This is a genomic window from Nocardia sp. NPDC051756 (assembly GCF_040681495.1).
Taxonomy (GTDB): domain Bacteria; phylum Actinomycetota; class Actinomycetes; order Mycobacteriales; family Mycobacteriaceae; genus Nocardia.
On record NZ_JBFAYV010000001.1, the window covers coordinates 480,204 to 500,834 of the forward strand.

At 67.6% G+C, this 20,631-nt stretch carries 10 protein-coding genes; 1 reads left to right on the forward strand and 9 read right to left on the reverse strand.

Annotated elements, in window-relative coordinates; genetic code table 11:
• Positions 1-43 precede the first annotated feature (43 nt).
• The 5 genes from AB0M22_RS02350 to nrdF form a co-directional block, all read right to left on the reverse strand.
• Complete coding sequence (locus AB0M22_RS02350; RefSeq protein ID WP_364720019.1) at positions 44-250, reverse strand: DUF397 domain-containing protein; 207 nt, start codon at positions 248-250, stop codon at positions 44-46.
• Positions 247-1,125: a DUF5753 domain-containing protein gene (locus AB0M22_RS02355; RefSeq protein WP_364720022.1), complete on the reverse strand. Its 879-nt coding sequence runs from the start codon at positions 1,123-1,125 to the stop codon at positions 247-249. Before AB0M22_RS02355 ends, AB0M22_RS02350 begins: the two co-directional genes overlap by 4 nt.
• A 358-nt stretch (positions 1,126-1,483) precedes the next feature.
• Positions 1,484-2,335 (reverse strand): TIGR03619 family F420-dependent LLM class oxidoreductase, encoded by an 852-nt coding sequence (locus tag AB0M22_RS02360; protein WP_364720024.1) that lies wholly within the window; start codon positions 2,333-2,335, stop codon positions 1,484-1,486.
• 73 nt (positions 2,336-2,408) lie between these two features.
• Positions 2,409-2,780 (reverse strand): MerR family transcriptional regulator, encoded by a 372-nt coding sequence (locus tag AB0M22_RS02365; RefSeq protein ID WP_364720026.1) that lies wholly within the window; start codon positions 2,778-2,780, stop codon positions 2,409-2,411.
• A gap of 134 nt (positions 2,781-2,914) precedes the next feature.
• Positions 2,915-3,877 (reverse strand): class 1b ribonucleoside-diphosphate reductase subunit beta, encoded by a 963-nt coding sequence (gene nrdF / locus AB0M22_RS02370; protein ID WP_364720028.1) that lies wholly within the window; start codon positions 3,875-3,877, stop codon positions 2,915-2,917.
• Positions 3,878-4,167: 290 nt separating this feature from the next.
• Between nrdF and AB0M22_RS02375 the strand changes: the two genes are divergently transcribed.
• Positions 4,168-4,566: a hypothetical protein gene (locus AB0M22_RS02375; protein WP_364720030.1), complete on the forward strand. Its 399-nt coding sequence runs from the start codon at positions 4,168-4,170 to the stop codon at positions 4,564-4,566.
• Between the two features lie 53 nt (positions 4,567-4,619).
• Here the strand turns inward: AB0M22_RS02375 and AB0M22_RS02380 are convergent, their stop codons facing one another.
• The 4 genes from AB0M22_RS02380 to AB0M22_RS02395 are packed head-to-tail and all read right to left on the reverse strand — an operon-like array spanning position 4,620 to position 20,450.
• Positions 4,620-5,438 carry an ABC transporter permease gene (locus AB0M22_RS02380; RefSeq protein ID WP_364720033.1) on the reverse strand — a complete coding sequence of 273 codons (819 nt, stop codon included), beginning with the start codon at positions 5,436-5,438 and terminating at the stop codon, positions 4,620-4,622.
• A complete protein-coding gene (locus AB0M22_RS02385; RefSeq protein ID WP_364720035.1) occupies positions 5,438-6,256 on the reverse strand; it encodes an antibiotic transporter in 819 nt (272 codons plus the stop codon). The genes AB0M22_RS02380 and AB0M22_RS02385 overlap by 1 nt, the downstream gene beginning before the upstream one ends.
• Complete coding sequence (locus tag AB0M22_RS02390; RefSeq protein WP_364720038.1) at positions 6,253-7,251, reverse strand: ATP-binding cassette domain-containing protein; 999 nt, start codon at positions 7,249-7,251, stop codon at positions 6,253-6,255. Before AB0M22_RS02390 ends, AB0M22_RS02385 begins: the two co-directional genes overlap by 4 nt.
• Positions 7,248-20,450, reverse strand: a complete 13,203-nt coding sequence (locus tag AB0M22_RS02395; protein WP_364720041.1) for an amino acid adenylation domain-containing protein — start codon at positions 20,448-20,450, stop codon at positions 7,248-7,250. The genes AB0M22_RS02390 and AB0M22_RS02395 overlap by 4 nt, the downstream gene beginning before the upstream one ends.
• Positions 20,451-20,631: the final 181 nt, after the last annotated feature.

Below are 20,631 nucleotides of genomic sequence, written 5' to 3' on the forward strand. Positions count from 1 at the left end.
AGACCCCCACTAGGCAGTGGGGGTCTCACGCATTCAATGGGTGTTATGGGCGGTCGAACTCACCATCTGCGACGCCTGCGGTGAAGGCATCCCATTCACTCGGGGTGAAGACCAGGGCCGGCCCGGTGGGGTTCTTCGAATCGCGGACGCCGACCATACCGGCGTCGAGATGTGCTACCTCGACACAGTCCTTGGTGGGCAAGCTGCGAGTGCTCTTGAACCAATGTGCATTAGTCAGATCTATGTTCATGCGGAGAACTCCTCTGCAATGTTGAGAATGAGAGCGCGACTGTCGGTCTCATTCAGTGCCAACCGTTTGAGATCCGTACACACAATACGATACGCCGAAATCTCCTCTGGGCGCTCCAGATATAGATCTCCGGTGAAACCTTGGACATAGATGACCGGTGGTTCGGTGAGGTAGGCGGTCGAGTGCGGTGGGAACTCGAGGAATACGAACGTGCCAACCAGGAGCCCCTGATAAGTGCCTTTCGATACTGGAATTATGCGAACCGAAACATTCGGGAGTTGCGCGGTGTCGGCGAGATGTGCCAATTGGTTCGTCATGACCTCCGTGCCGCCGGTCGGGCGGCGCAGCACCGCTTCGTCGATGATCACGTCCAGTGTCAGGGGATCGGCCGCCCTGGTGAGTCGGTCTCGTCGCCGAGTGGCGATCTCGATCGAGGTATCGACATCCGACGTGGATATGTTCGGGTGCTCGATCCAATGCATCGCCCGGCGGTATTCGTCGGTCTGCAACATTCCGGGTAGGAATGTCGTCTGATACGAAACCATGTGGTGAGCAGCATCTTCCAAGCTGACGAACAGTCCGAAGCTCTTCGGGATCGTACTGTCGAATGCGTGCCACCACCCCTTGGACTTCGTCTCCTCGGTGAGCGTCAGCAGCACCTGGGTCAGTTCCGCGGAGGCGTGGTAGATCTCGCACAGCCGCATGATGAACAACGGGTTCAATCTGATCGGTATCCCGTTCTCCATCCGCCAGAACGTCTGTTTGCTGACGCCGATCGCGCTGCGTGCGGCTTCCGCGCTCATACTCGCCGCTTCACGGGCTCGGCGGAGCTCGCGGGCCAGTAGCCTGCGGGGAAGGGTCGAACCAGTTGTCATGGCTGCATCTCCGAAGGTCGCTAACGAATGGTCCATTCTGGAACCTCTGTATGGCAGCAACTTTGGAACCTTCCCGAATATTTGCCTGGCTCCGCCCCGGAAGGGTTCCGTGCGTGTGGCTGCGGATGGTGCACTTGTATGTCTGGACAGCCGAACCGAATCGGCTTCCGGTGACATACAACCAGCTGACTGTAATGGAAGTTCGCCGATTGGCCGAATTGCTCGGAAATGCACTACAACAGGAACATTCCAGAATGGAGTTCCCTTTTCGGAAGGGTGTTATTGAAAATGCCTGGAAATTCGAATGGGGATACCAGTCGGCCCCGGCACGAGAGGGAATGCCGGGGCCGACGCTACATCAGTTGCCGAGCTCGAAGCGTTCGGCGAAGCGGGACATCCCGTCGAACTGGTCGTCGGGATCGAGGCCGCCGATGACGATCCGGGTGACTCCTTCGGCGGCCAGTCCGGCGACGCGCTCGGCGGGCAGGTCGATCGATCCCCAGCGGGTGTACTCGAGCGCGTCCGGATCCCGGCCTGCGGCAACAGCTTCCGATCGGGCGAGGTCTAGTTGACGGGCACGTTCGGCAGGGCCGAGCATCCCGCCGGGGAAGTAGCCGTCGCCGCGTCGGCCTGCGCGCCGGGCGGCGGCTCTGCTGGAGCCGCCGACATGGATCGGTAACTGGGGCACGCCAACGGGTTTCGGGAAGCTGACCAGCGAGTCGAAGGCGAAGAACTCGCCGTCGAAGCTGACCCCTTCGGCGTCGCCGGACCACAGCAGTCGCAGCACGTCGATCGCTTCGTCGGTGCGCCGGCCGCGGGTAGCGAAGTCGACGCCCGTCGCGGTGGCTTCACCGGGCAACGTGCCCAACCCGACGGTCAGTAACCGCATGCGCCCGCGCGACAGCACATCAATGGTCGCGAGGCGTTTGGCCAGCACCACCGGATGCCGATACGGCAGCAGCAACACACCTGTACCGAGCAGGATCCGCCGAGTGGCCGCGGCAACGAAACTCAGGCAGTCGAGCGGATCGGGATAGGGCAGTGTGGCAGGCATCTCGAAGTTGCCGACCTTCGCACCCGGATACAGCGCGATGTGATCCGGGAGATACAGCCCCTCGAATCCGCAGGCCTCCGCGTGCTGGGCGAAGGCGATGATCCGGTCCGGGTCGGCCCCGTAATACGGTGTGCTGTAACTGATCGCGAACTTCATCGGTGCTCCTCGACTGACGTGGGCAGCGACGATCGCACAACCGGTCCATCGAGACCGGCTGCCGGACAGGTGGTCAGGAGAACTGGCAGGCCGGGGGCTGTTCGGCCCCGGCGAGCCGGTCCTGCAATTGCCCCCGCAGCGCGGCCAGCCGGGTGAGCGCGTCGTCGACCTCGTCGAGCTTGCGCCGCAGCACCGCGACCGAGTCCGGGCAGACATCACCGGAGCTGTGCCCGGCTCGCAGGCAGGTGATGAAGGGCCGGATGTCGTCGAGGGCGAAGCCGTCCTCGAGCAACGTCCGAATCTTGCGCACCACGGGCAGTTCCGTCGCGTCGTAGACGCGGTACCCGTTGGTGGAGCGGCTCGCCCGCACCAGCCCGTGCTGCTCGTAGTACCGCAGGGTGCGGGTACTCGTGCCGGCCTGTTGCGCCAGCTCACCGATCAGCATCCGACCTCCTCCGAGCGACCGTCACGGCCACGCTAAACGTTGTCGCCGGTGTCAACGCAAGTGTCGCCGCGCCCCATCCCGGAGACGCGAAACGGCGGCGGAAGAATCCGCCGCCGTCTCAGCTGGTGGTTCGCTCAGAACTCCCAGTCTTCGTCTTCGGTGTTCACGGCCTTGCCGATCACGTAGCTCGAACCCGACCCGGAGAAGAAGTCGTGGTTCTCGTCCGCGTTCGGCGAAAGCGCCGACAGGATGGCCGGATTCACCTCGGTCTCGTCCTTCGGGAACAGGCCCTCGTAGCCGAGGTTCATCAGCGCCTTGTTCGCGTTGTAGCGCAGGAACTTCTTGACGTCCTCGGTCAGCCCGACCTCGTCGTAGAGGTCCTGGGTGTACTCGACCTCGTTGTCGTACAGCTCGAACAGCAGCTCGAAGGTGTAGTTCTTCAGCTCGTCGCGCTCGGCCTCGCTGACCAGCTCGAGGCCCTTCTGGTACTTGTAGCCGATGTAGTAGCCGTGCACGGCCTCGTCGCGGATGATCAGCCGGATCAGGTCCGCGGTGTTGGTGAGCTTGGCCCGCGAGGACCAGTACATCGGCAGGTAGAAGCCGGAGTAGAAGAGGAAGCTCTCCAGCAGCGTCGAGGCCACCTTGCGCTTGAGCGGATCGTCGCCGTTGTAGTAATCCAGCACGATCTCGGCCTTGCGCTGCAGGTTGCGGTTCTCCTCCGACCAGCGGAACGCGTCGTCGATCTCCCTGGTGGAGCACAGCGTGGAGAAGATCGAGCTGTAGCTCTTCGCGTGCACCGACTCCATGAACGCGATGTTGGTGTACACCGCCTCCTCGTGCGGGGTCAGCGCGTCCGGGATCAGGCTCACCGCGCCGACCGTGCCCTGGATGGTGTCCAGCAGCGTGAGGCCGGTGAAGACCCGCATGGTCAGCTGCTTCTCATCGGCGGTCAACGTGCCCCACGAGGGGATGTCGTTGGACACCGGAACCTTCTCGGGCAGCCAGAAGTTGCCGGTCAGCCGGTCCCAGACCTCGGCATCCTTCTCGTCGGGCACCCGATTCCAGTTGATGGCCGATACCCGATCGATCAGTTTCATCCTGCCTCCACACCTTTCCCGAGCCCGCTGCCGTGACGGATCTTCTCTCCCCGGGACACTACTCCTTGGGGGTGACAAGTCCGTGCAGCACAACACCTTGTGTCGCAGCGATGCGTGTCACCGAGGCGAGAAACGCCGGGAGCCATCGCGTGCGGCCCCCATTCTGCGCCACGATCGCCCGAACGGCCACATCGGTGCTGGCGCGCCGCGCGAGATCGCCGAATGTTTGCCTGATCAGCCGCTACGTTGGGCCGAAAGGTGTACCACGCGTTTCGAAAGGAGTGTGTGTCATGACCAGTCCCGGACCCGTCCGGACCGGCCCGGTGCTCAACGACATGACGATTTTCGCCGGCGTCCTGATCCTCATCACCGGCCTGCTGCATCTGCTGTCCGCGATCGCCGCCATCGCGGGCCGCGACATCTTCGTCGTCACCAAGGACCAGGTCTTCCTGGTCGACGTCACCGCGTGGGGCTGGATCCACCTGGTGATCGCCGCCCTGGTCCTGATCGCCGGCTTCGGCATAGTCACCGGCAAGACCTGGGGCTATCTGGCCGGCATCGTCATGGCTGCGATCAGCATCCTCGACAACTTCCTCTTCGCCCCCATCTACCCCTTCTGGGCCCTGGTCATCATCGCCATCGACATCCTCGTCATCTGGGCCCTGGCCCGCCAGTTCGCTGTCCAATAGCCCGAATCCCTCGGCCCCGGCACCCTTTGGACCGCCGGGGCCGAGTCATGTCCCTATCTCCGGCTGGCGCGGCGGTAGCCGATGGTGGCGGGGATGGCGAAGAAGACGATGGCGCCGACGGACCAGAGGAGGGTGAGGGTGAGGGGGCGGGCGAGGGGGCCTTCCAGGGCGAGGGCTTTCATGGCGTCTACGGCTACCGACATGGGTTGGTTGCGCACTACCGGCTGGATCCATTGGGGGTAGGCGGCCAGGGGGACGAAGCCGGTGCTGAAGAACATCATCAGGGAGGTGAGGATGGTGATGCCTTCTACCAGGGCGGCTTTGGCGGTGAAGACGGCGACCGAGGTGACCACGGTGGCGAAGGCCAGGCCGAAAAGCACCGGGATGGACAGGAATAGGAGGGTGGCGAGCAGGCCCTGGTGGAAGCGGAAGCCGAGCAGGTAGCCGACCAGGATGATGGCCAGGGTGCCGGCGAAGATGCGGCAGCCCTCGGCGAGGATGCGGGAGGCCAGGCCGGAGGCGCGGTGCACGGGCAGCACCCAGAAGCGGGCGAGCAGGCCGGCCTCGCGTTCGCGGCCGAGCAGCACCCCGCAGGAGATGGCGCCGGAGACGGCGCCGGTGATGGTGACCATCGGCACCGAACCGTAGAGCGCGCTCTCGCCGGTGAACTTCCGGATCTGGCCGCCGACAACGGTTTCCAGCATGATCAGCAGCAGGCACGGGATGATCAGGGCTTCCAGCAGGGTGATCGGGTTGCGCACCCAGCGCAGCAACAGGCGTTGCGTTTGAATCAGCGTGTGCCGCACCAGCGATGCGGACGACACCTCCGAGACGGTACGAACATCGTCGGTGCGATCGGCCAGCAGTGCCATTACGCCCTCCCCGAACTCAGACGAATGGTCAGCGGCACACAGACGACGAGGATGGCGGCGGCCCAGGCGAGCGACGGCCCCATCAACGACCACGTCACTTGACCCGCGTTGCCGAGTGTGTCGCCCGCCAATGCCCGCAGCGCGAGCACGAACTGCGACACCGGCTGATTGCGTACGAACGGCTGAACCCAGGCCGGAAACTGATGTGCCGGAGCCAGACCCGCGGACAGCATGCCGAAGATCAAGGGCGGCAACACAAGTGCCTGCGTGACCGCCTCCGGACTCCGCGACACCGTGCCGATCACGTCCGCGCCGAGTGTCAGCGCGGTGCCGATGAACATCGACAACAGCAGGAACCCGATGGTGTGCGCGGTATCCAGATAGAACCGGAACCCGATGACATAACCACAGGCGATAGCCGAACACAGCGATAGCGCGAGCCGGAAGATATTGCCGGACATGCGCGCCGACGCCGGCACGAGCCGACCGACGGGCATCGATCCGAATCGCCGATTGAGCCCGGCCACCGAGTCGGTGGCCGCACGGAACGCCGCCGAGATCGCGGTGAACGCGGCGGCCTGCAACACGACGAGCGGCATCATGAACTGCGCGTAGCTGCTGAATCCGGTGCCCGCGAACGTCATCACGGTCTTGAGCGGAATGTAGAAGCCCGCCGTGAAGGTCGCGGGAGCCAGCAGCGAGGTGAGTACCTCACCGGTCTTGATCGAGGGCACGATCAGCCGCGCGGTGAGGACCCACCACTGGCGCGCCTGGTCCGGTGTGGCTCTGACGTCGGCCAGCCAGGAACCCGTGGTCATGAGACCACCTCCACATCAACGGCTTTCGCGTCGACACCGTCGGTGGAGGCGAGATGCCCGGTCAGCTGGAGGAACACATCGTCGAGCGACGGCCGCCGCAACGCGATGTCGACCAGCTCGACGTCTGCCCCGTCCAAGCGCCGCAACGCCTCCGCGAGGGTCTTCGCCCCGTCCGGCGCGGGAATGGTGATGCGGTCCGAGTCCGGTGTCAACGCGGCGCGATTCTCGTCCGGCAGCAGCGATCCGAGCGCGGCGGCGATGACATCCAGGTCCTTCAGATCCAGCGGCACCACTTCGCAGTAGCTGCCGCCGGTCCGCGACTTGAGTTCGTCCGCGGTGCCCTGTGCGATCACCACTCCGTGGTCGATGACGATGATCCGATCGCTCAACGCGTCCGCTTCTTCGAGGTACTGAGTGGTGAGCAGGGTGGTGATGCCCGCCTTCTTGAAGCTGCGCACCAGATCCCAAACCCCCTGCCTGCTGCGCGGATCCAGCCCGGTGGTCGGCTCGTCGAGGAACACCACGTCCGGCCGGACGACGAGCCCGCACGCGATGTCGATGCGCCGCCGCATGCCGCCCGAGTAGGTGCCGACCCGGCGTCCCGCCGCACCGACGAGATCGAACTCGGCGATCAGCTCGTCGGCACGCGCGCGAGCCGCCCGCTTGCGCAACCCCATCAGCCTGCCGAACATCACGAGATTCTCGTAGCCGCTGAGCATGTCGTCGAGCGCGGCGTACTGCCCGGTCAGCATGATGGATTTGCGCACCGCCGCCGGATCGGTGACGACATCGTGCCCGGCGACCAGCGCCCGCCCCTTGTCCGGCGCGATGAGCGTCGACAGGACGTTCACCATGGTGGTCTTGCCCGCGCCGTTCGGGCCGAGGATGCCGAGGATCTCACCCGGCGCGGCGACGAAATCGACTCCACGCAAAGCTTTTACGGCGCCGAACGATTTCTCGACCCCCTCGACGACAACGCCCTGTTCGGAATTCATGCCTGTCCCTTCAAATGTTCATCGAGTACGCGCGCGATGATCGGCAGCACGTGCGGTGCGGTCAGCTCGTTGTGCGTGACCTCGACGTCGTGGTTGACGACGGCGCCGGTCGCGTACGGCCGCCAGCCGTCCGGGCCGACGACATCGGAAGTGTCCACGGTGGCACTGAAATACAGCAGGTCACCGTCGAATACCGGCCGCTGGTAGCCCACTCGGGAGCGCGCCGCCGCGTTGTACGACTCGGCCAGGCGCTCGATCATGTCCGCGTCGACGACCGTCAGGCCGCCGAGCCGGTCGCGGATGAGGTCGGCCGCCTCGCTCGCGGTGGCGTCGGCGGGCACATCGTGGATCCCGAAGATCGCGCCGAAGCTGTTCACGAACGCGCCCGCCGTGAGCTGCTCGACGTCAGCGCTGTCGACGTCGGCGGTGTCGGAATCCAGCAGTGCGACAAGGCCGACGGAATCGCCCGACGCCTGCAACCTCGCCGCGATCGCGTGCGCGATCAGCCCGCCGAACGACCACCCGAGCAGGTGGTACGGCCCGGACGGTTGGATGGCGCGGATCTCGCGCACATACCGGTCGGCGAACTCCTCGATCGAGCGCAGGGACGGTTCGCGGCCGCTGAGATCCGGTGCCTGCAAGGCGTAGATCGGCCGGCCCGGACGCAGCGTCTGCGCGAATCCCAAGTAGCTCCAGGAGATTCCGGAGGACGGGTGGATACAGAACAGCGCGGGCTCGGCGCCCTCGGACCGGATGGGCAACACCACGTCCAGTCCGAGGGTGGCCTCCAGCCCCGGCTGGCCGGCCGCGACCGCCGCGGCTTCCTCGGCCGCTGCGGCGGCTGCCGCCGGTGTGCCCGCGAAATCCGCTGCCGCGCGGAGCACATCGACCCACAGACCGGCCAGTTCGGCGACATCGCCGCGGTCGAGCAGGGTCTTCGGGAAGGTGAAGTCGGCCCGCAATCGACCACCGACGACCGCCGTGTTCACCTCGAGCGCCGAAAGTGCTGGAGTCTTGGGTTCTTCCATTACCGACAGATCGCCGAACTCGTCGGTCAGCGTCCAACCCAGGCCGTGGAGTCCGGCTGGGACGTCACCCGCGGTGTTCCGGGCGCGGTAGGTGAAGCTGACCTGACCGGGAAGACCCGCGCTCAGTTCTGCCGCCGTATCGGGATTGAGGTAGCGCAGCAGCCCGAACCCGATCCCGTTGTCCGGCACCGACCGCAGTTGATGCTTCACCGCGCGGATCGCCGCACCCATCGCCGGACCGCCGGAAAACGCCGCATCGAGGTCGACGCCGTCCAGGTCGAGTCGCATCGGATAGACAGCGCCGAACGAGCCGATCGTGCGATCCAGTGCGGTGCCGGGAATCGCCTGCCTGCCATCACTTTCGAGGCGGATCATGACGTCTGTACCGTGATCGCCGGATCGGCGTGCACGCCAGCGCAACAGTGCCAGGGTGAGGGCAGCGAGCAGGACGTCGTCGGCATTGCCCGCGAACTCGGTGGGCAAGGTGGTCAGCACCGCGGCGGTGACTTCCGTCGACACCTCGCACCGCACAATGCGCAACGCGCGTGCCTGATCGACCGCGGGGTCCAGTGCACGAGAACCGACGAGCGGATCCGCACCGGCGAGCACACCCTGCCAATGCCCGAGTTCGAAAACCCGCTCTGCCGTGCGTGATTCGTCGACCAGCGCGTGCGCCCACCGGCGCATCGATGTGCCGGTCTCGGCGAGCACCGGAGTATTGCCGACCGACACCTGCGCCCAAGCGGCCACCAGGTCCGGCAGCAGAATGCCCCAGGACGCGTCATCGATCAGCAGGCGATGCAGCAGCACGATGAGCCGCCCCGCCTTGGTCCGCGTGCCCGCGTCACCCATCGGATCCAGCCAGATGAACCGCAGCACAACACCGTTCGCCGGATCGAGCCGGTTCGACGCGGAGTTCAGTTCCGCGACCACGTATTCGCGCAGATCGACCGGATCGGCGGCGGCATCGAACTCGATGCGGTGCACCAAGGCGTCGACATCGACGGACCCCGGCTCGCGCACCAGCAGTCGCGCATCGTTCGTCAGCTGTGCGCGCAGCATGTCGTGCCGGTCGACGGCGGCCGCGAGCGTGGCCACGAGCTGTGCCCGTTCGATCCCGACCGGAAGCTCGAGCACCGCTGTCCGCGCCGGACGCAGCTGTCCGCCGTGCTCGATCAGGTACCGCAGGTACGGCGTGAGCGGCAGCTCGCCGACCCCGCCACCGGGCAGCTCGGGCAGTGCCGCCACCGCACCGTCGGCGTCCACCGCGGCGGCAAGGGCGGCCACCGTGCGATGCTCGAAGACCTGTAGCGGCGTGCAGCCGATGCCCCGCTGCTTGGCCTTGGTCACCAGCTGGATCGCGAGAATGCTGTCGCCGCCCAGCTCGAAGAACGAATCGTCGACCCCGACCTGCTCCCGACCGAGCAGCTCGGCAACGATCTGCGCCAAGGCTTCTTCCGTCGCGGTGCGAGGAGCCCGATACTCGGTCTCTTCGGCGCTGAACTGCGGCGCGGGCAACGCTTTCCGATCGAGCTTTCCGACTGCGGTCAGCGGGATCTCGTCGAGGACGACAAAGGCGGACGGGACCATATAGCCGGGCAGGCTGTCAGCGGCGACGGCGCGCACCCGCGCGATATCGAGTTCCACGTCCGGCTTCCGCACCAGGTAGGCCGCCAACGCGGTCGATCCGGAGGGACCGGTGACGCCGAGGGTGAGCGCGAAATCGACACCGTCCACCCGGCCGAGCACGGCATCGATCTCACCCAGCTCGATCCGTTGACCGCGCACCTTGACCTGGAAGTCGGTGCGGCCCAGGTATTCCAGCGTCAACGCACCAGCAGAACCTTGCACCCACCGCACCAGGTCGCCCGTGCGGTACATGCGTTCGCCCGGTGCCCCATAGGGATTCGTGATGAAGCGCCCAGCGGTCAGTCCCGGCCTGGCGTGGTAACCACGGGCCAGCGCATGCCCCGCGAGATACAGCTCGCCGGCCACGCCGACCGGAACCGGCTGCAACCGCCCGTCGAGCACCATGGCGGCCGCGCCGCGAATCGGCGGACCGAGCGTAACCGGCGTGTCCGGGCGCAGCGCGGAACCCGTTGCCACGACGGTGAACTCGGTCGGCCCGTACAGGTTGACCATCCGTCGTCCCCGCGCACCGCGACGACGCACCATGGTGCCGTGCTGATCGGTCTCGGCGGTGCCGCACCAACGCTCGATCAGCTCGGCACCCACCGCCTCGCCGCCGACCGCCAGCACCTGCACCCCCGAGACCTCCGCGGGATCGATGGTGGCCAGCGCGGACGGCGTGATCATCACGTGCGTGACCCGCTCCGCGTCGATCAACTCGGCGAGCGCGCTGCCACCGAAGACCTCGGCCGGCGCGACGACCGAAGCGCCGCCCCACCCGAACGCCATCAACGCCTCCAGGATCGACGCGTCGAAACTCGGTGAGGCAACGTGCAAGACCCGGGAGAACTCGTCGAGCTCGAGCAGATCACTCTGCGCCGCAACGAAGTCGGCGATGCCCCGATGTGAGACGGAAACGCCCTTGGGCGTGCCGGTCGACCCGGAGGTGTAGATCAGCCAGGCGGGGTTGTCCAACCGGACCGGTCGCGGCAACTCCTTGTCCCGCAGTGGACGTGGGCTCGCGGCCGACCAGCGTTCCACGAACCTCAGGTCGTCGAGCGCGAGCCACTGCGTGCTGTCCGGCAGCGTCGGCCGGTAGGCGACCGTCGTGAGGCCCACCCGCGCACCGGAATCGGTGAGCATGTGATCGATCCGCTCGATCGGATGCTTGGGATCGACCGGCAAGAACGCCGCGCCGATCTTCGCCACCGCCCAGATGGCGGTGAGCAGATCGGCCGAACGCGGAAGACCCAGGGCGACTACCGTTTCCGGCCCCGCCCCCGCCGCGAGCAGGAGCCGAGCCAGTCGATTGGCGTACGCGTCGAGCTCGCGATAGGTCGTCGTGTCACCGGCGGCCACCACGGCCGGATGATTCGGATACCGGGCGACCGTCGCGGCGAGCAACTCGGGAAGCGTTGTCGTGCCCACGCTGTCGAACCCACGCACCGGAACCAGCGCCGACCGCTCACGCTCATCGAGGATGTCGATATCGGCGAGACGCGCGTCGGGCTCGGCCAGCACGGCCGCGAGCACCCGCCGCCAGCGCGCGGCGAACGAGGCCACTGTGGCCGCGTCGAACAGATCCGTCGCGTAGGTCAGCACGCCGGCCAGCCCGGCCGGGCCCGACTCGTCGAAACGTTCACGCAGGTCCAGCGTCAGATCGAATTGCGAAGCGCGCCGGTCGAAGTCCTCCACCTCGAACCGCAGCCCGGGCAGCTCCAGGACCGGCTCGATGAAGTTCTGTAGCGACAGCGACACCTGGAACAGCGGATGATGCGCGGTGGACCGGGTCGGATTCAGCGCCTGCACCAGCCGTTCGAAGGCCACGTCGGTATTGGCGAACGCGTCGAGATCGGCCGAACGGACCCCGGTGAGGAAGTCGAGAAATCCGGCGTCCGGGTCGACCCGTGTGCGCAGGGCGAGGGTGTTGACGAACATGCCGACCAGCTCATCGAGCACCTGCTCGCCGCGGCCGGCCACCGGAGTACCGATCACCACGTCGTCGGTGCCGCCGAGCCGGGCCAGCAGCACCGCGAGTGCCGCGTGCACGACCATGAACACGCTGACGTTGTGTGCCGCCGCGAATGCCACCAGGCCGCTGTGCAATTCGGCATCGATGGCGAACTCGACATCGTCGCTGCGCATCGACTGCACCGCCGGGCGCGGCCGGTCCGCGGGCAGCTCCAGCACATCCGGCGCGTCGGCGAGCGTGTCGGTCCAGAACCGAACCTGCTGTGCCGCCAGTGATTCCGGATCGGACTCGCTGCCGAGCACCTCGCGATGCCACAGCGCGAAATCGGCGTACTGGACGGTGAGCGGAACCCTGGTCGTCTCGGCACCGGCAGCCCGTTCCGAGTACGCGGCGACCAAGTCGGCGGCCAGGGGCGCCATCGACGCGCCGTCCGCGCTGATGTGATGCACGACCAGCACGACAACGTGCACAGCGGGGGAGTCGCTTACCGTCGCGATGCGGAACAACCCGACACCCAGCGGCGGCTCCTTGGCGATGTCGAATCCGTTGCCCGCCAACGCATTGATCCGATCCCGCAGGGCAGCACCGTCTTCGGTGTCGACCACGGGCAGTGCGGGCGCGGCCGTGTCGGTGCCCATGATCACCTGGCGCGGCCCCTCCGCGTCGGCCGGGTAGATGGTGCGCAGGCTTTCGTGTCGCTCGACCACATCGGTCAACGCCAGGCGCATCGCCTCGACGTCGAGTTCACCGGTCAACCGCAGCGCGACCGCGATGTTGTACGCGGGCGAGGCCGGGTCGAGCCGGTTCATCACCCACATGCGCTGCTGCGCAGGCGACAACGGAATGCGATCCGGCCGGATCCGCGGCGCCAGCGCGAAGCGGCCGGGCCGGCCGTCGGTCGCCGGGACTACCCGCGCGGACAGCTGCGCCACGGTGGGCGCGTCGAACAGATCCCGCAGCGCGATGGTCGAGCCGAGGGCCGAATTGACCCGGGCGACCACTTTGGTCGCGCTGAGCGAATTGCCGCCGAGTTCGAAGAACGACTGGTCGACGCTCACCCGCTCGCTGCCGAGCACCTCGCCGAACACCGCGGCCACCGACCGCTCCACCGGGGTCCGGGGCGCGAGGTAGGGCCGGTTGGTGTCCGAGAAGTCCGGCACCGGAAGGGCTTTGCGGTCCAGCTTGCCGACGGGGGTCAGTGGAATCGATTCCAGCACAACGAGATACCCCGGCACCATGTACCCGGGCAGCTCGCCCGCGATCTGCACGCGCAGCCGCTCGGTATCCAGCTCGACCCCCTCGACGGGCAGCACATAGGACACCAGCACGGTCGCCCCGGCCGGTCCGGTCCGGCCGATCGTCACCGCGTACTCGACCTGCTCGTCGCGCGACAGCACCGCATCGATCTCGCCGAGTTCGATGCGCAGGCCGCGAATCTTGACCTGGAAGTCGCTGCGGCCCAGGTACTCCAGCTCGTAGCCGGCGTCGCCGAGCACCCAGCGCACCATGTCGCCGGTGCGGTACATCCGCTCGCCGGGTTCGCCGAACGGGTCGGCGACGAATCGGCTCGCCGTCATCTCGAACCGGTTGAAGTAGCCACGGGCCAACGCCGGACCCGCCAGATACAGCTCACCGGCGACGCCGACCGGCACCGGACGCAACCAGGTGTCGAGCACCATGTTCGCCGCGCCGCGGATCGGCCCGCCGATCGTGATCGGCTCGCCCGCAACGAGCTCCGCCGGTCCGGTGGCCCAGATACTGAACTCGGTGGGGCCGTACAGATTCACCATCCGCCGGCCGGCCGACCACCGCTCGATCAGCTCGGGCGTCGCCGCCTCACCGGCGACCGAGAGCACCCGCAGATGGTCGAGATCGTTCGGCTCCATGGTGGCCAGCGCGGACGGCGTGATCACCGCGTGGGTCACCCGTTCGGTGCGCAGCAGTCGTTCCAATTCGCTGCCGCCGTAGACATCCGGCGGCGAGACCACCAACCGGCCGCCGGATCCGTGCGCGGTCAGCAACTCGAAGACCGAGGCGTCGAAGCTCGGCGACGCCACCTGCAACGCACTGGCCGTCGGATCCAGATCGAGCGAATCCCGCTGGGTGGAAACCAGATTCGCGATGCCCCGATGACTGAGCAGCACCGCCTTCGGTTTACCGGTCGAGCCCGAGGTGTAGATCAGGTACGCCGTCTGGTCGATGTCGATCGGACCGCCGCGTTCCTCGTCGGTGATCGGGTCGGCGGACACCGTCATCACCCGGCGGATGGTGTTGAGGTCGTCGAGCAGCAGCCAGTCGATGCTGCTGGGCAGCGTCTCGCCGGTCGCGGTGACCGTCACCCCGATGGGCGCCTTCGAGTCGGTGAGCATGTGCTCGATCCGCTCGACCGGATAGTTGGGGTCCAGCGGCGCGAACGCCGCGCCGGACTTGGCCAGCGCCCACACCGCCACCACCGATTCCAGCGACCGGGTCAGCGCGAGCACCACGAACACCTCACGCCCGACCCCACGGCTCAGCAGCAGCCGCGCGAAACGATTCGACCAGGCATCGAGTTCGCCGTAGGAGATGGTCAGTTCACCGGCGCTGACCGCGATGGCGTCGCTGTCGATCGCCGCACCGGCGGCCAGGATCTCCGGCAGGGTCTGCACGGGCAGCGACTCCGGTCCCCGCACCGGCAGCAGCGCAGCACGTTCAGCGTCGTCGCAGTACTGCAACTGGGAGACGAGGGCTCGCGGATTGTCCGCGAGCTGGGTGAGCAGCCGGACGAAGCGATCCAGCAGCGGTTGCGCCGCAGCGGGATCGAGCTGATCGGCCATGAATTTCAAGCTGACGCGCAGTGTGTCGTGCCCGTCGGTGCCGCGCAGCGGAATGACCATGAGGTTCAACGGATACGGCGTCGCATCGGTGCCTTCGACGTCGAGCACCCGCATGCCCGCGATATCCAGGGCCTGGGAGAGTGCCTCGCGATCGATCGGATAGGACTCGAAAACGGTGAGGGTGTCGAACAATTCGGCGAGTCCGACTGTCTGGTGGATCGCGGCCAGCCCGACGTGCTGGTGATCCATCAGCCGCGCCTGCTCGGCCTGCACCCGGGCGAGCAGGTCGACCACCTTCTCCGCCGGGTCGAGCCGCACCCGCACCGGCAGGGTGTTGATGAACAGCCCGACCATCTCTTCGACCCCGGCCAGCTCCGGCGGCCGGCCGGAGACCGTGCCGCCGAACACCACATCGGTGCGCCCGGTGAGCATGGCCAGCAGCATCGCCCAGCTCGCCTGCACGAGCGTGTTGACCGTGGCGCCGGCTTCCCGGGCGGTCGATTCCAACCGGCCTACGGTGTCGGCGGACAGATCGAGGGACAGCATCCCGGTCTCGGTCGACTCGATGCCGGCCAGGGTGGGCACGGCGCGGGTAGGCGTATCGATCCCGGCCAGCGATTGCGCCCACGCGGCAATGGATTCGGCGTCGTCGCGGTCGTCCAGCCAGGACAGGAACTCGCGATAGGAGTGCGCGGGCGGCAGCGCGGACGCGTCGCCCGCGGTGACGTAGAGCGCGAGTAGTTCGCGCACCAGCAGCGGCGTCGACCAGCCGTCCAGCACCAGATGGTGATTGGTGAGGACGAACCGGTAGGCGTCGGCGGCGGTGCGGATCAGGGTGAAGCGCACCAGCGGCGGCCGGGTGAGTTCGAACCGGGTGCGGGCGTCCAGCGCGATCACCCGGTCCAGTTCCCGTTGCCGCGCTTCGGGATCGGCGATGCCGGTCAGATCCACGTCCTGCCAATGGATTTCGGCGTCGGCGAGCACCAGCTGGCGCGGGCCGTCGTCGGTCTCGACGAAGGCGACCCGCAGGTTCTCGTGCCGGGCCACCAAGGCCTGTGCGGCGGTGCGCAACCGGTCCGCGTCGACGGTGCCCGCCAGGGTGAGCAGCGACTGCACGGTGTACCCGTCGGCCGTGTCGGAGTCGTACAGCGCGTGGAAGAGCAGGCCGTACTGCAGCGGCGAAAGCGGCCACACATCGGCGAGATTCGGGTAGCCGCGTTCCCAGGTGTCGATTTGCTGCTGAGTCACCGGGACGAGATCGAAGTCGGACGGTGTGCGCCCGCCCGCGCCCGCGGATGCCGCGTGACCGGCGAGGGCGCGCAGCGCCTCGGTCCAGAGTTCGGCGAGCTGGGCGACGTCGTCCGCGTCGAGCAGCCGCCCCGCGTAGGCCCAGGTGACTTCCAGGCCCGCATCGGTGAGCACGGCATTGATGTCGACGACCGCCGCCAGCGGCGCCTGATCGTGCTGCGTCGCCGCAAAGCGTTGCGGCAGCCAGGGGCCCGTCTCCGCGCCGGTGTTCGCGCGTCCCAGGTAGTTGAAGCTGATCTGGGGAATCGGGCTATCGGCCAGTGCCGCAGCGGATTCGGCGTCGAGATACCGCAGCATGCCGAAGCCGATGCCCTTGTCCGGCACCGTCCGCAGCTGTTCCTTCGTGGCCTTGATGGCGGTGCCCGCCGCGGGGCCACCGGCGAACGCGTCGCCGAGATCGATCTCGGCCAGGTCGACCGCCACCGGATACACGCTGGTGAACCAGCCCACGGTCCGCGCGACATCGGCACCGGGCAGGATCTCTTCCGCGCGTCCGTGACCTTCGAGGGTGAACAGCGTCGCGGTCCGTCCGCGCCACCGGCCGACCGCCAGCGCGAGCGCCGCGAGCAGCACGTCGTCTGCGCCGCAATGGAATCGGTCGGGCGCAGTACTGAGCACGGTCTCCGCGATCGCCGGATCGATGACCGTCTGGTGCTGGGCCATGGTCGCGATGACATCGACGGCCGGATCGGGCAGCTCGGTGCCGAGCGCCGGATCGGGCGTCGCCAGGATCCCTTGCCAGAGCGGTAGTTCGGCAGTGCGGAGACTCGCCTGCTCAGCCTGTCCGTGCGCCCAGCGCCGGAACGAAGTCCCGACCGGAGCGAGCGTGCCACCCATCGCCGCGGTGGCCAGGTCCGGCAGCAGGATGCGCCACGAAACACCGTCGGTCACCAGGTGATGCAGCACCAGCCACAGGACGGGCTCGGCTTCCTCGATGAGCACGAACCGCGCGACCACCCCGGCCGCCGGGTCGAGCAGGTCTGCGGCACGCTGCAATTCGCGCTCCCGCGTCTGTTCGCTGTCCGTGCCCGCAGCGACGGCCTCCACCAACGATTCGGCGTCGATGGCGCCGCGCTCGGCGACCGTCCATTCCCAGCCGTCGGCACCGCGCCGCAGCGCCGAACGCAGCAGATCATGATGGTCGAGCAACGCCTGCACCGCCGCGACGAGCTGCCCTCGCCCGAAGCCGACGGGCAGGCCGACCAGCACCGCCTGACTGAACCGCGGCCAGCTGTCACCCTGATCCAGCATGGCGTGCACGATCGGCGTGAGCTCGACCGCGCCGACCCCACCGCCGGGCAATTCGTGCACCACCTGTGCCCGCACCTCGGTGGCGACGGCGGCCAGCGCGGCCACGGTCTTGCGCTCGAACACATCCCGCGCGCTGAGCCCGATGCCGGCGGCCTTCGCCCGCGACACCAGCTGAATGGACACGATGCTGTCCCCGCCGAGCGCGAAGAAGCTCTCGTCGACCCCGACCGTCTCCAGCCCGAGCACCTCGGCGAAGAGCGCCGCAAGGGCTTCCTCGCGCGGCGTGGACGGCGCTCGGCTGACGATCGTCCGTGCGCCGAAATCCGGTGCGGGCAACGCCTTACGGTCCACCTTGCCGAGCGGGGTGAGCGGGATATGGTCCAGCACCATGACGACGGACGGCACCATGTACGCCGGAAGCGTCTCCCCGGCAGCGGCTTTCAGCGCTTCGGGGTGAACCTCGGCGCCAGGCTTCGGTAGTACGTACGACACCAATGCGGTGGCGCCCGCAGCGGTCTCCGCACCAAGGGTGATCGCGAAGTCGATGTCCGGCTGCCGTTGCAGCGCGGCATCGATCTCGCCCAGCTCGATCCGGAAGCCACGAACCTTCACCTGGAAGTCGCTGCGCCCCTGGTACTCCAGCTCGAGCCGGCCACCGGGCGTACTCCAGCGCACCAGATCGCCGGTGCGGTACATCCGCGCGCCGGCCTCGAACGGGTTGGCGACGAAACGACCCGCGGTGAGCCCGTTGCGCTGGTGGTAACCGCGCGCGAGCCCGGCGCCCGCGAGATACAACTCACCGATCGTGCCGGGCGGCACGGGACGCAACCACGGGTCGAGCACGACCGCGGAGACACCACGGACAAGGCTGCCGATGGTGACCGGCGCGGCAGGCACGAGCGCCTGGCTCAACGTCACGGTCACCGTGGTTTCGGTGGGCCCGTAGCCGTTCAACAGGGTGCGGCCGGACCACTTGGCCACCAACTCGGGCGGGCACGCGTCGCCGCCGACGATCACCGTGCGCAGGTCCGGCAACGTCGCCGGATCGAGCGAACTCACCACGGTCGGAGTGACATTGAGATGGGTGACGCGATGGGCGCGCAGCACCTCCGCCATCTCCTCGCCCGCATAGGCCGAGGGAGGCACGACGGCGAGTGTGGCGCCACTGGCCAGGGTCACCAGGATCTCCTCGACGGAGATGTCGAAGCTCGGCGATACCGCATGCGCGACAACGGAATCGGCGGTCACGCCGAATCCGGCGGCAGAGCCGGTCGCCAGGTTCGCCAGCCCGCGATGCGAAACCAGCACGCCCTTCGGCAGTCCGGTCGAACCCGACGTGTAGATGATGTACGCGACCTGATCGAGGTGCGTCGCGGCAACGGTGACCGCCGCCGCGTCCTGCTCGTGCACGCTGCGCGCGGTCTCCTCGTCATCGAGGATCAGCCAGTTCACCCGATCCGGCAACGACTTCCGCGCCGCCGCGTCGGTCACGCCCGCGACCACACCGCTGTCCCCGACCATGTGCTCGATCCGGTCGGCGGGATAGGTCGGATCGATCGGCACGAACGCCGCACCGGTCTTGGCCACCGCGATCATCGCGAGCACCGACTCGGCCGAGCGCGGAATCGAAATGGCCACGGTGCGTTCAGGTCCGGCGCCGGCCGCGATCAGCACCCTTGCCAGGCGGTTCGTTTGCTCGTCGACCTGCTGGTAGGTGAACGAGGCCGCTCCGGCCCGGATCGCCACCGCGCCGGAATCGAGTGCCGCACCGGCGGCGAGGATTTCGGGCAGGGTACGGGGCGTGACCCCCGCAGGCCCACGGGCGGGCACCAGCTCGGCCTGCTCGGCCTCGGACACCACCGGCACCGTCGACAGCGCCGCCTCCGTCCCGGCCGCGAGGAACGCATGCAGGAACGACAGGAACCGGCGGTGCTGCGCCGCCAATTCGGCGTCGCTGTACAGGTTTCCGTTGCCCTGGAAGTCGATGTGGGTGCTCTCGCCACCGACCCCTGGATACACATTGACGAACAGATCATCGATCAACCCGGAGGTGAGCACATGCAGCCGCCCGGTCACCGCACCGAGCTGAATCCTGGTGTCCACCATCATCAGATTCACCGAGGGCCCGAACGACGCCGCCTCGTCCATCGGCCAGCCGAGATCGCGGAAGATGTCCTCCTGGCGATACCGCTGCCGCCGCAACGCACCGGTCAGCTCGCCCTGCGCCGCCCGGATCACGTCGCCGACCGTCGTGCTCGGCGTCAACCGCAGCCGCAGCGGCACGACATTGGCGATCATCCCACCGGAACGACGCAGGATCGCCGTGGTCCGCGCCGAAACAGGCAGGCTCAGCACAACTTCCGGCGCACCCGTCATCGCGGCGAGATACGCCCCGAACGCCGCGACCACCGTCGGCGCGACGCCCGAGGACGCCGCCTTCGCGACCGAGTCGAGCAGCTCCGTGGTCTCCGGCGGCAACGCACCCGCGACCCGGCTCGGATGCGCGTCGACCTCGGCGGTGCGACCGGCCAGACTGACCGGGTCCGCCATCCCGTCGAGATGCTCGAGCCAGTGTTCCCGATCGGCCCCGAAACGATCCGAATTGCGATACGCGAGATCCGCCTCGACGATCTTGCGCAGATCCTCCGCCTTGGCGGCGGGCGGCTGCTTGCCCTCGACCGCCGCGTTGTACAGCTCTCCGGTGCGCTGCACCACGGTCAGCGCGCCCATGCCGTCGAGCACGATGTGGTGAATCCGCGAATACCAGTACCAGCGGTCGTCGGCGAGTTGCAGCATCGCGACGCGCACCAGCCGATCCCTGGTCAGTTCGAGCGGCGCGTCGTATTCCGCGCGCATCCACGCGCGCGCGGCGGCCTCCGGGTCGCGTTCGCCGCGCAGGTCCAGGGTGAGCAGGCTGTCGTCGAGGGTGGTGTCGACGAACTGATACGGCTGGCCGTCGACCTCGAGCAGGCGCAGATATCCGGTGCCGAACTCGCGGCCCGCCTGCCGCGCGGCGTCGGCGAGCAGGTCGAGGTCGATCGGACCGCTCAACTCGACGTACTGGGCGATGGAGATCGGGGTGTCGCCGGCGATGTGCTGGGCGAACCAGATGCCGCGCTGGGCCGCCGACAGCGCGAAGGCGCCTTCGGGCAGAGCTCCGCCGGTCTCGAGGGGCGAGGGGAGAGGCTGTTGCATGAATAGTCCTACGTTCTTACCGCCCGCAGCTGCCGCGGAGTGACCGCCGCCAGCCACCGCGGTAGTGGTAGTACCCTGCCGCACAGCTCGCGACAAGATTCATTCTGAACCGATGACGTGTGCACCGATGGCGTTTGCCGAGATGTTGGGCAAACATGCCGCCGGGCGCGCCCGAACCTTG